The organism is Rhodopseudomonas sp. BR0C11 (assembly GCF_010820945.1).
Lineage (GTDB): Bacteria > Pseudomonadota > Alphaproteobacteria > Rhizobiales > Xanthobacteraceae > Rhodopseudomonas > Rhodopseudomonas palustris_H.
The window spans coordinates 1-16502 of sequence record NZ_QTKI01000067.1 but is presented as its reverse complement, the minus strand read 5'-3'; the positions used below and the strand labels follow the sequence as shown (position 1 = coordinate 16502).

The 16502-nt window shown below is 65.9% G+C and carries 22 protein-coding genes and 1 pseudogene; 17 read left to right on the top strand and 6 right to left on the bottom strand.

Going from position 1 to position 16502, the window contains the following annotated elements; translation table 11 throughout:
* The first annotated feature begins 11 nt into the window (after nucleotides 1-11).
* A complete protein-coding gene (locus tag DYI24_RS08085) occupies nucleotides 12-224 on the top strand; it encodes a hypothetical protein (RefSeq protein WP_246701192.1) in 213 nt (70 codons plus the stop codon).
* An 83-nt stretch (nucleotides 225-307) separates the two neighbouring features.
* Here DYI24_RS08085 and DYI24_RS08080 read toward each other — a convergent pair whose 3' ends face one another.
* Together DYI24_RS08080 and DYI24_RS08075 are read right to left on the bottom strand one after the other, a co-directional pair.
* The gene (locus DYI24_RS08080; protein ID WP_107343860.1) at nucleotides 308-619 is read right to left on the bottom strand and encodes a hypothetical protein; all 312 of its coding nucleotides are present in this window, start codon (nucleotides 617-619) and stop codon (nucleotides 308-310) included.
* Between the two features lie 158 nt (nucleotides 620-777).
* Entirely contained in the window at nucleotides 778-1542 is a 765-nt protein-coding gene (locus DYI24_RS08075) for a S1 family peptidase (protein ID WP_164571924.1), read from the bottom strand.
* 65 nt (nucleotides 1543-1607) lie between these two features.
* On the opposite strand from DYI24_RS08075, the gene DYI24_RS08070 reads away from it, so the two are divergent.
* The 9 genes from DYI24_RS08070 to DYI24_RS08030 all read left to right on the top strand — a co-directional run bounded on the left by DYI24_RS08070 (nucleotide 1608) and on the right by DYI24_RS08030 (nucleotide 6674).
* Nucleotides 1608-2174, top strand: coding sequence for a head-tail connector protein (locus DYI24_RS08070; RefSeq protein WP_164571923.1), 567 nt, complete (start codon nucleotides 1608-1610; stop codon nucleotides 2172-2174).
* The gene (locus DYI24_RS08065) at nucleotides 2171-2491 is read left to right on the top strand and encodes a head-tail adaptor protein (RefSeq protein ID WP_164571922.1); all 321 of its coding nucleotides are present in this window, start codon (nucleotides 2171-2173) and stop codon (nucleotides 2489-2491) included. The genes DYI24_RS08070 and DYI24_RS08065 overlap by 4 nt, the downstream gene beginning before the upstream one ends.
* On the top strand, nucleotides 2488-2898 hold the full coding sequence (locus DYI24_RS08060) for a DUF3168 domain-containing protein (RefSeq protein WP_164571921.1): 411 nt from the start codon (nucleotides 2488-2490) through the stop codon (nucleotides 2896-2898). The genes DYI24_RS08065 and DYI24_RS08060 overlap by 4 nt, the downstream gene beginning before the upstream one ends.
* A 12-nt stretch (nucleotides 2899-2910) precedes the next feature.
* The gene (locus DYI24_RS08055; RefSeq protein ID WP_164571920.1) at nucleotides 2911-3318 is read left to right on the top strand and encodes a phage major tail protein, TP901-1 family; all 408 of its coding nucleotides are present in this window, start codon (nucleotides 2911-2913) and stop codon (nucleotides 3316-3318) included.
* Nucleotides 3319-3327: 9 nt separating this feature from the next.
* Complete coding sequence (locus DYI24_RS08050; RefSeq protein ID WP_107343866.1) at nucleotides 3328-3645, top strand: gene transfer agent family protein; 318 nt, start codon at nucleotides 3328-3330, stop codon at nucleotides 3643-3645.
* Nucleotides 3642-3845, top strand: coding sequence for a rcc01693 family protein (locus DYI24_RS08045; RefSeq protein ID WP_164571919.1), 204 nt, complete (start codon nucleotides 3642-3644; stop codon nucleotides 3843-3845). The genes DYI24_RS08050 and DYI24_RS08045 overlap by 4 nt, the downstream gene beginning before the upstream one ends.
* Nucleotides 3842-4285 carry a phage tail tape measure protein gene (locus DYI24_RS08040; RefSeq protein ID WP_164571918.1) on the top strand — a complete coding sequence of 148 codons (444 nt, stop codon included), beginning with the start codon at nucleotides 3842-3844 and terminating at the stop codon, nucleotides 4283-4285. The genes DYI24_RS08045 and DYI24_RS08040 overlap by 4 nt, the downstream gene beginning before the upstream one ends.
* 118 nt (nucleotides 4286-4403) lie before the next feature.
* Nucleotides 4404-5042, top strand: a complete 639-nt coding sequence (locus tag DYI24_RS08035) for a TIGR02217 family protein (protein WP_164571917.1) — start codon at nucleotides 4404-4406, stop codon at nucleotides 5040-5042.
* 243 nt (nucleotides 5043-5285) lie between these two features.
* Nucleotides 5286-6674: a hypothetical protein gene (locus DYI24_RS08030; RefSeq protein WP_164571916.1), complete on the top strand. Its 1389-nt coding sequence runs from the start codon at nucleotides 5286-5288 to the stop codon at nucleotides 6672-6674.
* Nucleotides 6675-6835: 161 nt separating this feature from the next.
* Here the strand turns inward: DYI24_RS08030 and DYI24_RS08025 are convergent, their stop codons facing one another.
* From DYI24_RS08025 to DYI24_RS08015, 3 genes and pseudogenes are all read right to left on the bottom strand, one after another.
* Nucleotides 6836-7843, bottom strand: a complete 1008-nt coding sequence (locus tag DYI24_RS08025; RefSeq protein WP_164571915.1) for a SphA family protein — start codon at nucleotides 7841-7843, stop codon at nucleotides 6836-6838.
* A gap of 119 nt (nucleotides 7844-7962) precedes the next feature.
* Nucleotides 7963-8953 (bottom strand): annotated as a pseudogene (locus tag DYI24_RS08020) (HAD family hydrolase).
* A 17-nt stretch (nucleotides 8954-8970) separates the two neighbouring features.
* Entirely contained in the window at nucleotides 8971-10668 is a 1698-nt protein-coding gene (locus tag DYI24_RS08015) for an arylsulfatase (protein ID WP_164571914.1), read from the bottom strand.
* A 491-nt stretch (nucleotides 10669-11159) separates the two neighbouring features.
* On the opposite strand from DYI24_RS08015, the gene DYI24_RS08010 reads away from it, so the two are divergent.
* The 4 genes from DYI24_RS08010 to DYI24_RS07995 all read left to right on the top strand — a co-directional run bounded on the left by DYI24_RS08010 (nucleotide 11160) and on the right by DYI24_RS07995 (nucleotide 14370).
* Entirely contained in the window at nucleotides 11160-12350 is a 1191-nt protein-coding gene (locus DYI24_RS08010; protein ID WP_164571913.1) for an anaerobic sulfatase maturase, read from the top strand.
* A 125-nt stretch (nucleotides 12351-12475) separates the two neighbouring features.
* The gene (locus tag DYI24_RS08005) at nucleotides 12476-13387 is read left to right on the top strand and encodes a phage/gene transfer agent baseplate hub protein (protein WP_164571912.1); all 912 of its coding nucleotides are present in this window, start codon (nucleotides 12476-12478) and stop codon (nucleotides 13385-13387) included.
* Between the two features lie 39 nt (nucleotides 13388-13426).
* The gene (locus DYI24_RS08000) at nucleotides 13427-13879 is read left to right on the top strand and encodes an NlpC/P60 family protein (protein WP_164571911.1); all 453 of its coding nucleotides are present in this window, start codon (nucleotides 13427-13429) and stop codon (nucleotides 13877-13879) included.
* Nucleotides 13880-13944: 65 nt separating this feature from the next.
* A complete protein-coding gene (locus DYI24_RS07995) occupies nucleotides 13945-14370 on the top strand; it encodes a GFA family protein (RefSeq protein WP_164571910.1) in 426 nt (141 codons plus the stop codon).
* Nucleotides 14371-14632: 262 nt separating this feature from the next.
* Here DYI24_RS07995 and DYI24_RS07990 read toward each other — a convergent pair whose 3' ends face one another.
* On the bottom strand, nucleotides 14633-15094 hold the full coding sequence (locus DYI24_RS07990; protein WP_164571909.1) for a hypothetical protein: 462 nt from the start codon (nucleotides 15092-15094) through the stop codon (nucleotides 14633-14635).
* Between the two features lie 152 nt (nucleotides 15095-15246).
* Between DYI24_RS07990 and DYI24_RS07985 the strand changes: the two genes are divergently transcribed.
* From DYI24_RS07985 to DYI24_RS07975, 3 genes are all read left to right on the top strand, one after another.
* Nucleotides 15247-15720, top strand: a complete 474-nt coding sequence (locus DYI24_RS07985) for a MarR family winged helix-turn-helix transcriptional regulator (protein ID WP_164571908.1) — start codon at nucleotides 15247-15249, stop codon at nucleotides 15718-15720.
* Nucleotides 15721-16173, top strand: coding sequence for a hypothetical protein (locus tag DYI24_RS07980; protein ID WP_164571907.1), 453 nt, complete (start codon nucleotides 15721-15723; stop codon nucleotides 16171-16173).
* 26 nt (nucleotides 16174-16199) lie between these two features.
* Nucleotides 16200-16502: cytochrome b/b6 domain-containing protein (locus tag DYI24_RS07975; RefSeq protein WP_205523429.1), on the top strand; the 303-nt coding region annotated here is incomplete at its 3' end.

The following is a 16502-nucleotide window of genomic DNA, read 5'->3' as shown; positions in this document are numbered from 1 at the left end:
GCGCCGGCTCGATGGCCGGCAGCGGCGGGGCGCTGGCCCGCGGCGGCGCCGCCAATATCATGGACTCGCCGGGCTATCAGCGCGCGCTGCAGGAATCCCGCAAGCGGCTGCAGCAGCAGTCAGGCCCGACCATGGCGCAGCCGTTCGCCGCGCCGCTGGTGGCGTATCCGCATCCCGAGCGTCGGCCAGGGCCGAAGCGGCGGCACCGCGCGCCCCGGCACTGAGCTGGCGCGCGGCGCGCGCTTAGTTCTGCTTGGTGGATGATGGGTTTCGCTGCGCTCGCGCACAGCCTACGAGAGCGGCGAGATCAGCAGTAGCCGTACCAGCCGCAGGCGTAGGGTAGGCGGCCGAAGATCAGGTCTGGATTGGTGCCGTAATAGCTGCGGTACAGATACGAGCGCGGCTTGCCGTAGTAACCGTGCACGATCGGCGGCACGTCGACCTCCGGCGCATACACCGGCGAGCCGCTTTCCATCTCCAGCGATTGCCGCACGCCGCGCGGCTTCGGTTGCGGCTCGGCGAAGATCTTGCCGATCTTGCTGTGCATCGGCAGATCGGCCGCCCGCGCCGGCCCGGCCAGCGGCAACGCGATCAGCAATAACAGCACGACACGCAACATGGCGGCACTCCGGTTCAGATGCCGCGAGGGTGGGCGATTATGGTTAATAAAGATTAACCAACGGCGTTTCCCGTCATGGCGAGCGCAGCGAAGCAATCCAGCGCCGTGCACGAGGCCTCTGGATCGCGTCGTCGGCTTCGCCGCCTCGCGATGACGCGCTATCGGCTGAGCGCCGAGCCCCAGCTTTGCGCGGTGCGGGCGATCCAGTCGCGATACAGCGTCAGCGGGGTGACGCCGGTGAGGCCGCCGCAGCCGGCGGTGTTGCCGGGGCCGGTCGACCACGACACCACGCCGATCACCACCAGCCGGTCGTTCTGCGCCTGCAGCGCCGGGCCGCCGGAATCGCCGGTGCAGGCGCCGAGGCCCGCGCCGCCAGTGGCGGCGGGGTCGGTCAGGCGGATCTGCAGCCGGCCGGGGCGGCTGGTCGCGGTCAGCTTCGCGCTGCGCGCTATGCCGCCGCTCTTGCCGTCGCCGCGCCGGGTGACGCCGATGCCGGCGACGGTGAAATCCTGGCCGGCGGCGAGCGGATCCTCCGGCGCTGCGATCGGCAGCGGCGCCTTGCCGGGCAGCGGCGCGGCGAGCTGGAGCAGCGCGACATCGGCGCTGGCGCGGTGACCGAGGATCGCGCCCATGTCGAATTCCGGATGCGCGGCGACGCGGGCGACGTCGCGCAGGCTCGGCTGCCGCTGCGCGTCGTAATGCACCACCTTGTAGTCCGCGCCGGGGCCGACGCAGTGCGCGGCGCTCAGCACCAGATCGGGTGCGATCAGCGTTCCCGAACAGAAATTGCCGCGCGAGCCGACGATGGTGACCAGGGCGCGGCCGAGCGCGCCGGTCGCCTCCGGGGCGCCGCCGACCATCGCCGCCGCCGGTGAGGCGAGCGCGGCGCCGAGCAGACAGCCGAATGTGAGCGTGCGGATCATGGCGGCGCGTTTCGCCCGCCGCCGCGGCGCTGTCAATCGCCGATCACCACCTATGAGGAAACGCCATGCCGATGCTGCTGCTGGCCGGGCCGGCCGCCGAGCCGTGGACCGTCACTGATCTGAAGAGCTTCCTGCGCGTCGAGCACGACGCCGACGACGCGGTGATCGCCTCTCTGCTGACAGCGGCGCGCGCCCAGATCGAAGCCTGGACCGGCAAGATGCTGCTGGCGCAGCGCTGGCGGTTGGTGCTGGATGCCTGGCCGCGCGACGGCCGCATCGTGCTGCGTGGCGGCCCGCTGCGGTCGCTGATCGCGGTGCGGAGCTATGACGAGCGCGGCTACACGCATAGCGTCGATCTCGACAGCTTCGTGCTCGACCTCGCCGGCGGCGTGATCGCGTCGCCGCCCTGGGCGCTGCCGGAACCGGAGCCGGCCGTCGCCGGCATCGAGCTCGACCTCGAGCTCGGCTACGGCACCGCGCCGGACGACGTGCCGGCGCCGCTGCGCCACGCGGTGCGTACGCTGGTGGCGCAGTGGTACGACAACCGCGGCGGTGCGGCTGATGCCGGCGCCGCGCTGCTACCCGGTGGCGTCGCCGGGATGATCGCCTTCTATCGCGCGGTGGCGCTGTGATCGATCCCGGACGCCTCAACCGCCGGCTGACGCTGCTGGCGCCGGTCGAGACCGACGACGGCCAGGGCGGCGTGGTGCGGAGTTTGGTGGCGCAGGCGGTGCTGTGGGCCAGCGTGGTGCCGCTCGCCGCGCGCGAGGGTGTTGCGGCCGATACTGATCGCGCGGCGCTGCGGGCGAGGATCACGCTGCGCGCCGGGGTGGCACTGTCGCGCGCGCACCGGCTCGCCGATGGCGACAGCGTGTATCGCATCATCGCCTGGCGCAGCCGCGAGCGCGGCGCGCTGCTCGAGATCGACGCCGAGACGGAGCAGACATGACCCCTGCCAGCGTTGCGCTGCGCGCGGCGATCCACCACGCGCTCACCAGCGACACCGCGCTGCTCGCCGCGCTCGGCGGGCCGCGGATCTACGACGAGCCGCCGCGCGAGGCGGCGTTTCCGTTCGTCACGCTCGGCGAGGCGCGGATCAGCGATGTCTCCGCCGACGATGCGCCGACCCAGGAGCATCAACTGACGCTGCACGCCTGGTCGCGGCAGGGCGGCCACAAGGAGGCGCACCTCATCACCGGGGCGCTGCTGCAGGCGCTCGATGATGCGCCGCTCGCCCCGTCCGGCCATCGCCTGGTCAATCTGCGGTTCGCGCTCGCCGACATCCGCCGCGAGCCCGACGGCCGCACCTATCACGCCTTGGTGCGATTTCGCGCCGTCACCGAACCGATCAGTTAGCAGGAGCCGCGCATGGGCGCTCAAAAGGGCAAGGACTTGTTGCTCAAGATCCACGACGGCAGCAACTACGTCACCGTCGCCGGCTTGCGCAGCCGCAAGATCGCGTTCAACGCCGAACTGGTCGATATCACCCACGCCGAATCCGCCGACCGCTGGCGCGAGCTTCTGGCCGGCGCCGGCGTCCGCCGCGCGTCGATCTCCGGCCGCGGCCTGTTCAAGGATTCCAGCTCCGACGCGCTGGTGCGCAGCGCTTTCTTCAGCGGGCTGATCAGCGACTGCCAGGTGGTGGTGCCGGATTTCGGCAGCATCACCGGGCCGTTCCAGATCGCCAGCCTCGAATTCGCCGGCGAGCACAACGGCGAAGTCACCTTCGACCTGACGCTGGAGAGCGCCGGCGCGCTCGGCTTCGTCGCATTGTGAGAGGACAGCATGGCCAACAAACATCGCGGTGAAATCGAAGCCGAACTCGGCGGCCAGACCCGCACGCTGGTGCTGACGCTCGGCGCGCTCGCCGAACTCGAAGCCGCGTTCGCCGCCACCGACCTGGTCGCTCTGGCGCAGCGCTTCGGCAGCGGGCATCTGTCGGCGCGCGATCTGGTCCGGATCATCGCCGCCGGCCTCCGCGGTGCCGGCGAGGCGGTCCGCGATGATGAAGTCGCGGCGATGACGGTGAGCGGCGGCGCCGCCGGCTACGCCAGCATCGCGGCCGAGCTATTGGCCGCGACGTTCGGCGAGGCCGCGGCGTGACGCCGTTTCCGTGGGCGGAGGCGATGCAGTTCGGCCTCGGCGTGCTGCGACTGCCGCCCGATCAGTTCTGGCGGATGACGCCGCGCGAACTCGCCGCCGCAATCGCCGGCCTGCGCGGCGGCACGACCGCACCGCTCGGCCGCGCCGCGCTCGACGAGCTGATGCGGCGCTATCCGGATCAATCAGGAGCCACGCGATGACCGGCAGCGGCACCGGCGAGACCTGCGACTGTGCTTGCGTCGACGACACCACGCAAAAGGTCGACCAGCTCACCACCAAGACCCAGGCGCTGAGCAGCGAAGCCAAGGGCTTTGCGCGGGCGATGACCTCGGCGTTCTCGCAGGCGGTTACCGGCGGCAAGCAGTTCGAGGACGTGCTGAAGTCGCTGGCGCTGAAGGTCTCGGATCTGGCGCTGAAGGCGGCGCTAAAGCCGCTGACCACCAGCCTCGCGACCGGCCTCGCCAGCCGGTTCCCGGGCCTGTTCGGCGGCTCGCCCCTCAAGAACGCCAACTCGAATGGCGGCGCCACCACGGTCAACATCCGGATCGCGACGCCCGACGCCGACAGCTTCCGCCGCTCCGAGACTTATCTCACCGGCCAGATCGCCCGCGCCGTCGCGCGCGGGCAGCGGGGTCTGTAGTCCGCAGCCTCGCATCGACGTCATTGCGAGCGCAGCGAAGCAATCCAGGTACTTGATGTCCTAAGCCTGGATTGCTTCGTCGCTGCGCGCCTCGCAATGACGATGAAAGACTCATCGCATGACCCCATTCCACGAAATCCTGTTTCCGCTCGACGTCGCGCTGAAAAGCGCCGGCGGGCCGGAGCGGCGCACCGAGATCGTCGGGTTCGGCTCGGGCCGCGAGCAGCGCAACGCGCGCTGGGCGGACTCGCGACGGCGCTATGACGCCGGCTATGGCGTCAAGACCTCCGAGGCGCTGCAGCAGGTGGTGGCATTCTTCGAAGAGCGCCGCGGCCCCCTTACCGGCTTCCGCTGGCGCGATCGGCTGGATTGCAGCTCCGCCGCGCCCGGCGCTGGAGTGTCGCCGCTCGACCAGGGCATCGGCATCGGTGACGGCACGCGCGCCAACTATCAACTCGTGAAAACCTACGGCGCCGGCTTTGCACCCTATGTGCGCACCATCACCAAGCCGGTCGCCGGCAGCGTCCGCGTTGCAGTCAGTGGCGTCGAAGCAGCAGCCGCCAGCTTCGCCTGCGATCCGGCCACCGGCATCGTCACCTTCGCGCCCGGCCACCTGCCGCCGTCCGGCGCAGCGGTGACCGCCGGCTTTCAGTTCGATGTCCCGGTGCGGTTCGACACCGACTATCTCGAAGTCGATCTCTCGGCGTTTGCCGCCGGCGCGATCCCGAAGATCCCGCTGGTCGAGATCAGGGTGTGAGTTCGAACGTGTACTGAGCCGAAGCTGCGAGTCTCTCTTACTCTTGGATGCAATCAGATAGTTAGATCATTAATCCTGTGCTGAAACCGGCATGATCGTTGGGCGACACGCGGATCTGATCAGAACAGTTTACACCTCTGTATTTACCCGGTGGCAATCAGGCGGTGCCGATCCTCAGCGCCTTCATGCGACCCGCGAGGAAGCGCCCGCGCGGTCGGCATTAATGGCGGCGTTGAGAATTTCATGCTCATATTTTTGGTTTTCGGCCTTCTCCTGCCAGTGGCCGCAGATGCGAACGAAGCTGCTCCGGCGATACCTCATCGGTGTGAGAACTGCACCTCGATACCGGTCGAAGTTGCGACGCAGGCCCGCGAAATGTCCGACATGTGCCGTTCCGTGGGTGGGACGCCACGATCGGGTCCTGACATTCAGCAGGGACGTTTTCCGGATGGTCCTGTTTTCTGGGCCATCGACGAAGCCACGTTCGCCTGCGATGGAGCGGCAACGCTGTTTTCCACCAATCACGGGGCAGGGGTCCACATCTTCGTCGAAACCAACGATGGGCATGCAACCCAAGCTTTCGAACACGCGGCCTTTGGAGTGACATTGGAGCGTAGCGGCGACACCAACAAGGTTTGGCTGAACGTTGGCGGTGCGCTCTGTGGGCAGAACACGGCTGGTCTGTCGACAGCGGACATGCGCGCGTGTCAGCGTCCCCTCAAATGGGACGCTGTAACCCGCAAGGTCGATTTTGCACCGCTGTCGGAAATCCGGGATTTGCCGCAGGCCGCGGATCAGGAGGCGCAGGCCGGCGGATTGCCCGCCAACAGGATCTACGATTCCGGTTCGGAGCTCGTGAGTAAGCGGGATTACGTTCTCAACGAATACTGGAAGGACAAGATCGACCTCATTCCCTGGAAGCCGCGCGGTGCCACGCAAGGGACGATCTTCAATTGGCCGTTTGCGTCACCGGATGGACGATCGTTGATGGTATCGCTGCTGCAGGCACCAGCGGTCTGCACCCCCAAATGTCCGGCGCGTTTCATCAATGCACAACACCGGGTCGTGTTGGAAATCATGGTGTGTGCCGACAGAGCAAAACACGGGTTTTCGCCAGATAACAGGACGTTCATCGCCTGCGGAGAACGGTTCTCCATCCCGCAGGTCGACGAGCGGACGGCTCTTCTCGACAACGCCCCGCCGGGTTCAAACCCCGAGGCTTATCTCGAGGTCCAGCGTCGCCTTCGTGCGCAGCCAAAAAACAGGCCGGAGCCGATCCGAGTTGATTCAGCGCTTCACAACGATTCCCAGATGCTCATTCGCGAGTGGAAAGACGGATCGGTCGAGATTGCCTATGACGTCCCGAAGCAAACACTGCCCGTGGTGCAGGGCACGTTGTTGTTCCGTGGCACTCGTAGCGGTTCAAATTATCAGGGAACGGCGTTCACGTTTCGTGACGGTTGTGCGCCCGCGCCCTACGAAGTGCGCGGATATCGAGACGCGAAGCGTGAGCTGGTCGTTTTGACCGGTGCGGCCCCTCGGCGCGGCAGAGGCTGTGACATCATCGGGGATTCGGTTCGCTCCAATCATGCGCGACTCGTGTTCGACACGCGAGAGCTGGGCGACGAATAAGGACGAGCCCGGCGGAGTCGCACGCAGGTCCCCCAAGCTCACCATCGTCCCGGCCTTGCAGGCCCAGCTCGATACCGGCGCGATTCCGAATCTCCCGCTGGTCGAGATCAGGGTGTGAGCGGACTCTCCCGGAGGCCGCGGTTCGAGCCCCAGCCGTTGCTTCAAGGCTTTCGCGGCATCGGCCCCGCGACTGCCGGCTGCGGTGGTGCGGGCGATACGACGAACGACAGCCAGGCGTTCCAGCCTTCCGGCCGGTTCTGCGCGGCGAACTCCTTGTAGCCCTTCAGGTTCAGATAACCCTGCATGTCGCCGACCGGAAACAGGATGCCGAGTTGCGGTCCAACGCCGGCGACACGCGACCGAAACCCGCCAAGCAGCGCCGGCGCACCGGAATCGTCGCTGATCTGCTGGAAGTAATAGCCGACCAGCCCAAGCTGGAGTTGTTTGGTGAGGAAGTGCGACGCGCCCCAGTCGACGTGAAAGTCGACGCCGCTCTGGTAGTTCGCCGATGTGTTCTTGAAGTTGTAGGTCGCACCCGCGACCGCCGAGAATTCGTTGCCGGCGAGCGGATTGAAATAGGTGTAGCCGACGCCGAAGTCGATCGCGCCGTGGCCGATGCCGAGATTGGCGAGGCGGTGCCGGTCGTAGTCGCCGACCGGAATGTCGCCGGTGCCATACACCATGAAATTATTGACGCCCACGTTCCATTTCAGCGCGATCTGCGGAATCACGTCGCCGTATGAGGTGAGATCCTGCGTCCGGCCGAGCGCGATGGTGCGGCCGGAGAAATCGCTCAGCGACGCTTCAGCCGCCGCCTGGTTGCGGCCCACAACGCCGAGCAGCGTCGCGGACAATTGGCCACCGAGAACCGGCGTCGCGAACACGTAGCTCGGGCCGTACAGGCCGAGGTCGCCCTTACCGGAGAGCCCGACGTCGACCCGTCCGCCCCGGGGAAACTGCATGCCGGCGCCGGCGCTGACATCGGTGTGATAGTAGATTGAGATCCAGGACCAGCCTGGCGTGCCCGGTGCCGCTGCAAGGCTGCCGAAGAAGCCAGGGACCCAGAAGCTGATGCCCCCTTCGTCGGCCGATGCTGCTTGCGGGCCTTGGAGGGCCAGCAGCGTTACGGCCGCCAATCCGCCGATGATACGGTGTGAATACTGCGACATGCCACGTTCCGATGTGTTCTGGTCGGCCCTGACCGTTGTCACGTCTGCGCCAAAACCGGCGCCGGATAATTGTGCGGAGACCACCCCGGATCGCCGGCCCCGGGCGATCGGCGCGGGCGTTATTCCGTAAAGATCCGGCTCCAGTCGTTCTTCATGTCGACGACCGTCCAGCCACCCGCGGCCGCCGCATCGAGCGCCTTGTCGAGCTTGCCGATCTTGGACTGGCGGTCGTAGGCATATTCCCGTTCGGCATCGGTGTGATGGACGAGTCCCGCAAACCGCGGGCCGGCGCCGGCGACGGTCCATTGCAGCATTTCGAGGTCGCCGTCCGAATTGCCGAATGCGAAGATCGGCCGGCGCCCGATGAACCGGTTGATGCCCACCGGCTTGCCGGGGCCGTCGTCGACGAATTCGACCTTGGTGAGCTTGATCAAGCGCGGCTTGCCGGCGGCATCAGTCTCGAATTTGACGACGCCGGACGAGCCGACCACCTGCTCGGGCGGTATGCCGTAGGCTTTCTCCACCCACGGCCGCATGAATTCGACACCGCCGCCCGATACAATGAAGGTCTTGAAGCCGTTCGCGCGCAGATATGCCAGCAGCTCCAGCATCGGCTGGTAGGTCAGTTGGTTGTAGGGCCGCCCGAAGCGCGGGTGCCGTGCGGTCGCCATCCAATCATGCACCGCATCGGTGAACTCGTCCGTCGTCATCCCCGCATGAGTTGCCGCGACGACCTCGAGCAGGCCACTTTCGCCCGATGATGCGAATGCCGCCTTGTCGTTTTGAAGCAGCGCCTCGAACGGCTCGTGATCTTTCCATTCCGGATGCTGCGGAGCCATCGCCTTGATGCGATCGAACGCAAAGGCGAGTTGGAAGTAATAGGGCTGCCCACAGCGTGCCATCATTGTCGAAGGTGGCGATCCGCTCGGCTGTCGGCACGAAATCCGCACCTTGCTCCGTCGTCACGCGCGCGACGAAGGCGATGATCGCCTGTTTCGCGGTCCCGTTCGTCCATGACGGCAACGGATCGGAGGCGTCGGTCGCGAAACCGACGACGGGCGAGCCGAACACGGCGGCCGAGAGAGCGAGGAGGCTGCGTCGGGTGATCATGGCCGTTCTCCGGTGCCTCAATTCTCGTTCGGTCTCGCCGTCGTGATCTTCTCCATCACGTCGCTGATCGTGAAACTCGCGGCCTTGGCCCGCGGCGGAAACTCGTTGAAGCTTTCAGCCCAATGCGCCACCAGGGCCTGCGCCGGGATGATCAGGAACATGCGGTGATCCATCCAGTCGCCGTAGTTCAGGCTGGCGGTGGCTCTTTCGAATGGATCGGCCCGCAAATTGTAGATGTTGGGGGCGCGAAGCTTGGTGAACTGGCCCTGCCAAACGCCGGCGGGCGTTTGCGGCGAGACCTCGGTGTTCTGCTCCAGGAAAGCGAATTTCCAATTCCGAATTCGGATCGCCATTAGTTCGCCGTCGTCGCTCCAATACAGGAATCCCTCGCGCGGTGACTGTTTCACTTCATTCTTGAAGAACGGCAGCAGGTTGATCCCGTCGAGATGCACCTTGAACGGCTTACCGTTCAGGGTCGTGCCTTGCTTAAGACGATCCACGATGCCGGTGTCGCCGGCCGCGGCCGCAAAGGTCGGGATGAAGTCCTCATGCGCGCAAATATCGTTGACGATCGTGCCGGGATTGATCACGCCCGGCCAGCGGATCAGGCAGGGCACCCGGAAGGCACCTTCCCAATTGGTGGCTTTCTCGCCCCGGAACGGCGTCGTGCCGCCGTCGGGCCATGTGAACACCTCGGCGCCGTTGTCGGTCGTATAGACCACGATGGTGTTGTCGACGGCTCCGAGGTCGTCCAGCAGTTGCAGCAGTTCGCCGACATGGCCATCGGTCTCGACCATCCCGTCCGGATATAGTCCGAGCCCGGTCTTGCCTTGCGATTCCTTTTTCAGATGCGTGAAGACGTGCATCCGGGTGGTGTTGAAGTAACAGAACCACGGCGTCTGAGCCTTGTGCTGCCGGCTGATGAAGTCTTTGGCCGCGGCGAGAAACTCCGCGTCGACGGTCTCCATGCGCTTGGTGTCCATCGGGCCGGTGTTCTCGATCACCTGCTTGCCGACGCGGCCGTAGGTCGGATCAATCGTCGGGTCGTCGCGGTCACTTGCCTTGCACTTCAAGACCCCGCGCGGCCCGAACTTGGCGCGGAAACGCGGATCCTTCGGATAGTCCGGGTTCTCCGGCTCCTCCTCGGCGTTGAGGTGATAGAGATTGCCGAAGAATTCGTCGAAGCCGTGGACGGTGGGGAGGTGCTCGTTGCGGTCGCCGAGATGGTTCTTGCCGAACTGCCCGGTGGCATAGCCGTACGACTTCATCACGTCCGCGACGCTCGGATCGAGCGGACCGAGCCCGAGCTCGGCACCGGGCAGGCCGACCTTGGTCAGCCCGGTGCGAATGGGAGATTGCCCGGTGATGAACGCGGCGCGTCCCGCCGTGCAACTCTGCTGCCCATACCAGTCGGTGAAGGTGGCGCCTTCTCGGCCGATCCGGTCGATGTTGGGCGTGCGATAGCCCATGATCCCCATGTTGTAGGCGCTGATGTTGAACCAGCCGATATCGTCGCCCATGATGAACAGGATGTTCGGTTTGGGTCCGGCGGGCCCGCCTGCGATCGCGGGAGAGGCCGGAGCTTTTTTGGCTGCCTGTGCGAACGCACCGGTCGTTAGTGCCGCCGCAGCGACCAGGGTTGATGTCCCCAGCAGGAGATTCCGACGATCAATAGCGCCATTGGGCACGCGCTGGTGCTTGTCTTCGCTGTTCATCTGACACTCCCGATTGTGATCCGGTGTGCATTCGGCTGCGGCGATCCGCCCGTGAGGAGGCGGTGCGCGGAACGAGCGTTGCGGAGTGAAGTACGATGATCTGGCTGGGCAGAGGATGGAATCGCGTTTGGGGTGGCGCGCGACCGGCGTTGAGGCGTGGTGCGATCACTGGCCGGCATGAACCGTGCTCCAGCGAGTGATGAGGAGCGGTCATGCACCATGATTGTGTGGTCGTGCTAACCATCTGTCGTGCAATCAATCTGGAATGGAGTTGCACTGCGTTGCAGGATCGCACTAGGAAATATGATAAGGATGAAGCTAATCGGCGTGCAAATCGTTGAGGCTCGTCAATTGCGATACTGTGTCTGGTTTCGTGTAATAATGGTATGCCACTGAGGGATCAGTACCAGGTCACCAATTCCGAGTGAGTGCTGCTCGTGCCCGACAAACGGCAGTTATCGCAGGTTGGCGTTCAACGCCGATTTCACGTCATGGCCAAGCCTGCGGGCTCGTCCTGCAACCTCGACTGCAGATATTGTTTCTATCTAAGTAAGCAGACGCTCCGAGGAGGGCCGGGTGCCGGGAGGATGACGGACCGGACTCTGGAGCTGTTCGTTCGGCAGTATATCGAGGGGAATACCGGGCCGGAGGTGGTGTTCTCCTGGCAAGGCGGTGAGCCGACGCTGCTCGGCCTAGACTTCTTCCAGAGGGTCGTTGAGCTGCAAAGACGATACGCGAGGCCCGGTCAGCGTATCGAAAATGATCTTCAGACGAATGGCATTCTGCTCGATGCCGCTTGGGCCGGGTTTCTGAAGGAGCACCGGTTCCTGGTCGGACTCAGCATCGATGGTCCGCGCGAACTGCATGATCGCTACCGGGTGAACAAGGGAGGCGCGCCGACATTCGACAAGGTCATGGCTGCGGCGACCGTGTTGCGGAAGGCGGGAGTGCCGTTCAATACGCTCACCTGCGTACATCGCTTCAATGCCGAGCGCCCGCTGGACGTCTATCGCTTTCTCCGCCAGGAGCTGGATTCGACCTACATCCAGCTCATTCCGATCGTGCAGGCGAGGGGTTTCGAGACCGATGCGCCGGATGTCTACGACACCGCGCATATGCCGATCATTGGAAGCGCGCGGTCGAAGCCCGATCATCCGGAATCGATTGTCACCGACTGGTCGGTCGATCCCGATCGGTACGGCTATTTCCTGTCCCGCGTATTCGATGAGTGGCGACGGCGGGATCTCGGCAGGGTGCTGGTGAATCACTTTGAAACGCTGGTCGCTCAGCATCTCGGGCTGCCGGCGCAGATCTGCATCTATCATCAATTCTGCGGCAAGGGCGTGGCGCTGGAGCACGATGGCGGCGTTTATGCCTGCGACCACTATGTGTACCCCCAATATCTGCTCGGCAATCTGAGCGAGTCGTCATTGTCTGAGATGGTGTTCTCTAAGCGCCAGGTGGCATTCGGCTACGCCAAGTCGGAGACGCTGCCGGACGACTGTCGCGCCTGCGAATATTTGCGGGACTGCTGGGGAGAATGTCCTGGAAATCGCCTACTGCGGACGCCGTCAGGCGAGCCGGGGCTCAATTATCTGTGCAGCGGACTGAAGAAGTTCTTCAAGCACGCACGGCCAGCCATCGACGAAATTGCGGCCGCGATCCGGAAGCAGAACGGCTAGCCGGGACCGCAGGGCCGAGGCGCCGATATGCGGAGCGATCTCGCGTCGACCTCAACCGGTCGCTGCCAATTTACGAGTCATCCGTGATTCAAGCGGCGCGCTATTCACGCGCCAGGACAGGTCCCATGCTCACCATTCCGTCGGCCTTGCAGGCCAAGCTCGATGCCGGTGTGACCACGCTGGCGCAGTGGTGGATCGTGCGGCGGCGGGATGGTGCTGTGCTGGGGTTTACCGATCATGATCGCGATCTCACGATCGAGGGCGTGAACTGCCGCGCCGGCACCGGATTCTCGGCGTCCGAGGCGTCGCAGCGGTTCGATCTGTCGGTCGATGGCGCGGAGATTTCCGGTGCGTTCGATGACGCGCTGCTGGGCGAGGCGGATTTGGCCGCCGGGCGCTACGATGCGGCGGCGATCGAGAGCTGGCTGGTGGATTGGAGTGCGCCCGAGCTGCGAGTGTTGATCGCACGCGGCACGCTCGGCGAGGTGCGGCGCGAAGGCTCGGCCTTCACGGCGGAACTGCGCGGGCTCGCCGATCTGTTGTCGCAGGAGACCGGCCGGCTTTACACCGCGGCGTGCAGCGCTGATCTTGGCGACGCGCGCTGCCGCGTCGATCTGAGCAGTTCGGCGCGGCGCGGCGAGGGGACGGTCGTGGCGGCGCCCGGCACCTCGACCCTGACGGTCTCCGGGCTCGACGGCTTTGCGCCCGGCCTGTTCAGCGCCGGCCGGCTGAGCTGGCGCAGCGGCGCCAATGCCGGCGCGGCGGTCGAGATCAAGCAGCATCGCATCGTCGGCGGTGAGGTGCGGCTGTCGCTGTGGCAGGCGATGGCCGAGCCGATCGCGGCCGGCGACAGCTTCGTCGTCACCGCCGGCTGCGACAAGCTGTTTGCGACCTGCCGCGACCGCTTCGGCAACAGCGATAATTTCCGCGGCTTCCCGCAGATCCCCGGCAACGATTTCGTCGTCAGCTATCCGGTGCCCGGCGCGCCCGGCAACACCGGCGCGCCGATCGGCCCGGTGCTGCGCGGCGACGTCTGACCGCCGGCATAGTCCCTCATTCGTTCGAGCGAGAGCACCATGGATCAGTCCCTGGGGCGCGACGCGCTGGTCGCCGAGGCGCGCAGCTGGATCGGCACCAGCTATCGGCATCAGGCCTCGGTGAAGGGCGTCGGCTGCGATTGCCTCGGCCTGGTGCGCGGGGTGTGGCGCGCCTGTCTCGGCGCGGAGCCGGAAGCGCCGCCGCCTTACGCGCCGGATTGGGCTGAAGCCGGCGTCGACGAGACGCTGGCGGCGGCCGCGCTGCGCCATCTGGCGCCGGTGCCGTGCGATGCGTTCGATCGCGGCGACGTGCTGCTGTTCCGCTGGCGCGACGGCTGCGTCGCCAAGCACGCGGCGATCGCCAGTTCGGCGACGACGATGATCCACGCGCATGACGGCGCGGCGGTGTGCGAGGTTGCGATCACGCCATGGTGGCGGCGCCGGCTCGCCTATGCGTTCACGTTTCCCGGCGTTGCAGATCCGCTGCGTTGACGTTGACGAAGGCGTCTGGTCAGGTCCGGCCGAGTTTCGAACGGACCAACCTGGAGGCCTGCGGGATGGATCACCACAGCAACGTGTGGACCGGCGGGTGCCACTGCGGCGCGGTGCGCTTCGAGGTGACGCTGAGCGACGGCTTCGACACGATCCGGCGCTGCACCTGTTCGTATTGCCGGATGCGCGGCGCGGTCGTGGCGATGGCGGAGATGGGCGGGATCAAGATCCTGCAGGGCGAGGACGTGCTGACGACCTATCGCTTCCACACCGGCACGGCGCAGCACTTTTTCTGCTCACGCTGCGGCATCTACACCCATCACCAGCGGCGATCCAATACGAACCTCTATGCCGTCAATGTCGCCTGCCTCGACGGCGTCAGCCCGTTCGATTTCGCCGAGGTGCCGGTGATGGACGGCGTCAACCACACCAACGACACCGGCCAGCCGACCCGCCGCGCCGGCACGCTCCGATTCATCGCGTCGGAGTAACGGCGCGCGCGCCTCGAAAAGAGGGCTGCGTCTGTCCTTAATTGGCATGCGACCGTGTTTCGCGTGCAACAACAGGCACGACCTCATGGTGAGGAGGCGCAAAGCGCCGTCTCGAACCATGCGCCGAGAGTCACGCGTGGCCTCATCCTTCGAGACGCCCGGCTTTGCCGGGCTCCTCAGGATGAGGACTCAGTGCCCTCGACAAGGGGCAATTCCGCTTCGATCAATCGACCACGCGGACTAAGCGCCTGGACGACGAAATTCAGGCCTTGGCGCGGGCGGCCTTGGTTTCGACGATCATCCGCTTGATGGCGTCGACGGTCTCGGGCGGCAAATGCTTGGCGGCGCCGAGGGCGACGTACAGCGCGTTGAGCGTGTTGCGACGGGCTTCCGGCGGGATCACCATCTTGGCGCGCGGGCCTTCGGCGAGGCCGTACAGCGCCTGCGCGGCGAGATCGAGATCGTAACCCCACACCCAGCACCACAGCCGCACCGCGGTCGACCAGCCGCGCTCATAGGCGCGCAGCGAGGTGCCGGCTTCGAACAGCGCCTTGACCGCGGCATCGCGGGTCTCCTCGGGCGCGCCGGCCTCGACGCCGGAGTAGCGCTCGGCGACGTCGAGCACTTCGATCCGCTTGGCCTGCAGCGCCACCACCGGCTTGCCGATGAAATACACCGCCCCATAGGCGACGATCGCCACGACTACGCTCGCTAGAAATTCCATCGCCTGATCCTGCCGGCCGCCTCGCCCAAGCCGGGTACGATGCAAATGTCGTGCACGCCGTCAACGCCGCCGGCATTGAACTTCCGTCGCGTCCGGCCGAGCAGGGCGCTCGGAGAATTGACAGGAAGCTGTCAAAATGACAGGATGCTGTCATGACGCAAGCCGGTGACGCCCCGTTCGACCATCCCGCCAACGCTCTCGTGCTGGAGGTTTTCCGGCTCAACGGCGCGCTGATCAGGTTCGGCGACGCACTGGTGAAGCCGCTCGGGCTGACCAGCGCACGCTGGCAGGTGCTGGGTTCGGTCGCCCACGGCCGCGGCACGTTTTCGGTGGCGCGGCTGGCCGACAACATGGGGCTCGCCCGTCAGTCGGTGCAGCGGATCGTCGATGAGCTGTCCGAAGCGGGGCTGGTCGGCTTTGCGCCGAACCCGGCGCACAAGCGCGCCAAGCTGGTGCTGCTGACGCCGCGCGGCGAGCGGGTGTTCAAGCAGGCGAGCGAGCTATGGGCGCCGGTCGCCGACGCGATGATCGCCGGCGCCGATCCGCGCCAGCTGCGCAAGACCCGCGAAGCGCTGATCGCGCTGCGCGAACGGCTCGACGAGCAATTCAGTGACAGGAGTGCGTAAATGATCAGGAAGCTGCACCCGATCGCGGGCATTATCGCGTTTCTCACCATCCTGGTGTTCTGGACCTCGACGGTGGTGGTCGAACTCGGCGGCGACGAGGCGGCGATCGCCGCCGTGAAGCTTCGTATCCTGTGGGGCCTCGCGGTGTTGATCCCGGCGATCGCGCTCGCCGGCGCCAGCGGCTTCAAGCTCGGCGGCAAGTCGCCGCATCCGGTCGTCGCCGCCAAGCGCTGGCGGATGCCGTTCATCGCGCTCAACGGCATCGCCGTGTTGGTACCATGCGCGATCCTGCTGCAGCAGCGTGCCGCCGCCGGTCAGTTCGACCAGATCTTCACGGTGGTGCAGGCGGTGGAGCTGATCGCCGGCGCGATCAACCTGACGCTGATCGGCCTCAGCATCCGCGACGGCTTCCGGCTGACGCGCCGGTTCGGCCTGTCGGCCGCGACGCGGTGAGATCGTCAGCAGCCAGGACGATCACGATGGCGCTGCATAGTTCATCCGATCAATACGGCACCGTGGCGGTGACGATTCACTGGCTCACCGCGGTTCTGATTCTGATCGCGCTGCTGACTGGCTTTCGCGCTGCGGCGGCCGAGGAGGTCGCCACCAAGGCGGCGCTGCTCCGGGTGCATCTGCCGGCGGCCGCGCTGGCGCTGGTTCTCACCATCGTCCGCGTGGTGTGGTGGCTCGGTATCGACAACAAGCCGGAGCCGATCGACGGCGCGCCACGCTTGCAGCAGTGGATCGCGCGCGCGGTGCATCTCATGTTCTACGTGGTGGTG

Excerpts from the sequence above, each read along its gene's own strand:
- DYI24_RS08035 (WP_164571917.1), top strand. The coding sequence starts at position 4,404 with ATGACCCCATTCCACGAAATCCTGTTTCCGCTCGACGTCGCGCTGAAA.
- DYI24_RS08000 (WP_164571911.1), top strand. The coding sequence starts at position 13,427 with ATGGATCAGTCCCTGGGGCGCGACGCGCTGGTCGCCGAGGCGCGCAGC.
- DYI24_RS07980 (WP_164571907.1), top strand. The coding sequence starts at position 15,721 with ATGATCAGGAAGCTGCACCCGATCGCGGGCATTATCGCGTTTCTCACC.
- DYI24_RS07990 (WP_164571909.1), bottom strand. The coding sequence starts at position 15,094 with ATGGAATTTCTAGCGAGCGTAGTCGTGGCGATCGTCGCCTATGGGGCG.
- DYI24_RS08060 (WP_164571921.1), top strand. The coding sequence starts at position 2,488 with ATGACCCCTGCCAGCGTTGCGCTGCGCGCGGCGATCCACCACGCGCTC.
- DYI24_RS08010 (WP_164571913.1), top strand. The coding sequence starts at position 11,160 with ATGGCCAAGCCTGCGGGCTCGTCCTGCAACCTCGACTGCAGATATTGT.
- DYI24_RS07985 (WP_164571908.1), top strand. The coding sequence starts at position 15,247 with ATGACGCAAGCCGGTGACGCCCCGTTCGACCATCCCGCCAACGCTCTC.
- DYI24_RS08075 (WP_164571924.1), bottom strand. The coding sequence starts at position 1,542 with ATGATCCGCACGCTCACATTCGGCTGTCTGCTCGGCGCCGCGCTCGCC.
- DYI24_RS08080 (WP_107343860.1), bottom strand. The coding sequence starts at position 619 with ATGTTGCGTGTCGTGCTGTTATTGCTGATCGCGTTGCCGCTGGCCGGG.
- DYI24_RS08015 (WP_164571914.1), bottom strand. The coding sequence starts at position 10,668 with ATGAACAGCGAAGACAAGCACCAGCGCGTGCCCAATGGCGCTATTGAT.
- DYI24_RS08025 (WP_164571915.1), bottom strand. The coding sequence starts at position 7,843 with ATGTCGCAGTATTCACACCGTATCATCGGCGGATTGGCGGCCGTAACG.
- DYI24_RS08005 (WP_164571912.1), top strand. The coding sequence starts at position 12,476 with ATGCTCACCATTCCGTCGGCCTTGCAGGCCAAGCTCGATGCCGGTGTG.
- DYI24_RS08040 (WP_164571918.1), top strand. The coding sequence starts at position 3,842 with ATGACCGGCAGCGGCACCGGCGAGACCTGCGACTGTGCTTGCGTCGAC.
- DYI24_RS08085 (WP_246701192.1), top strand. The coding sequence starts at position 12 with ATGGCCGGCAGCGGCGGGGCGCTGGCCCGCGGCGGCGCCGCCAATATC.
- DYI24_RS08055 (WP_164571920.1), top strand. The coding sequence starts at position 2,911 with ATGGGCGCTCAAAAGGGCAAGGACTTGTTGCTCAAGATCCACGACGGC.
- DYI24_RS08030 (WP_164571916.1), top strand. The coding sequence starts at position 5,286 with ATGCTCATATTTTTGGTTTTCGGCCTTCTCCTGCCAGTGGCCGCAGAT.
- DYI24_RS08050 (WP_107343866.1), top strand. The coding sequence starts at position 3,328 with ATGGCCAACAAACATCGCGGTGAAATCGAAGCCGAACTCGGCGGCCAG.
- DYI24_RS07995 (WP_164571910.1), top strand. The coding sequence starts at position 13,945 with ATGGATCACCACAGCAACGTGTGGACCGGCGGGTGCCACTGCGGCGCG.
- DYI24_RS08070 (WP_164571923.1), top strand. The coding sequence starts at position 1,608 with ATGCCGATGCTGCTGCTGGCCGGGCCGGCCGCCGAGCCGTGGACCGTC.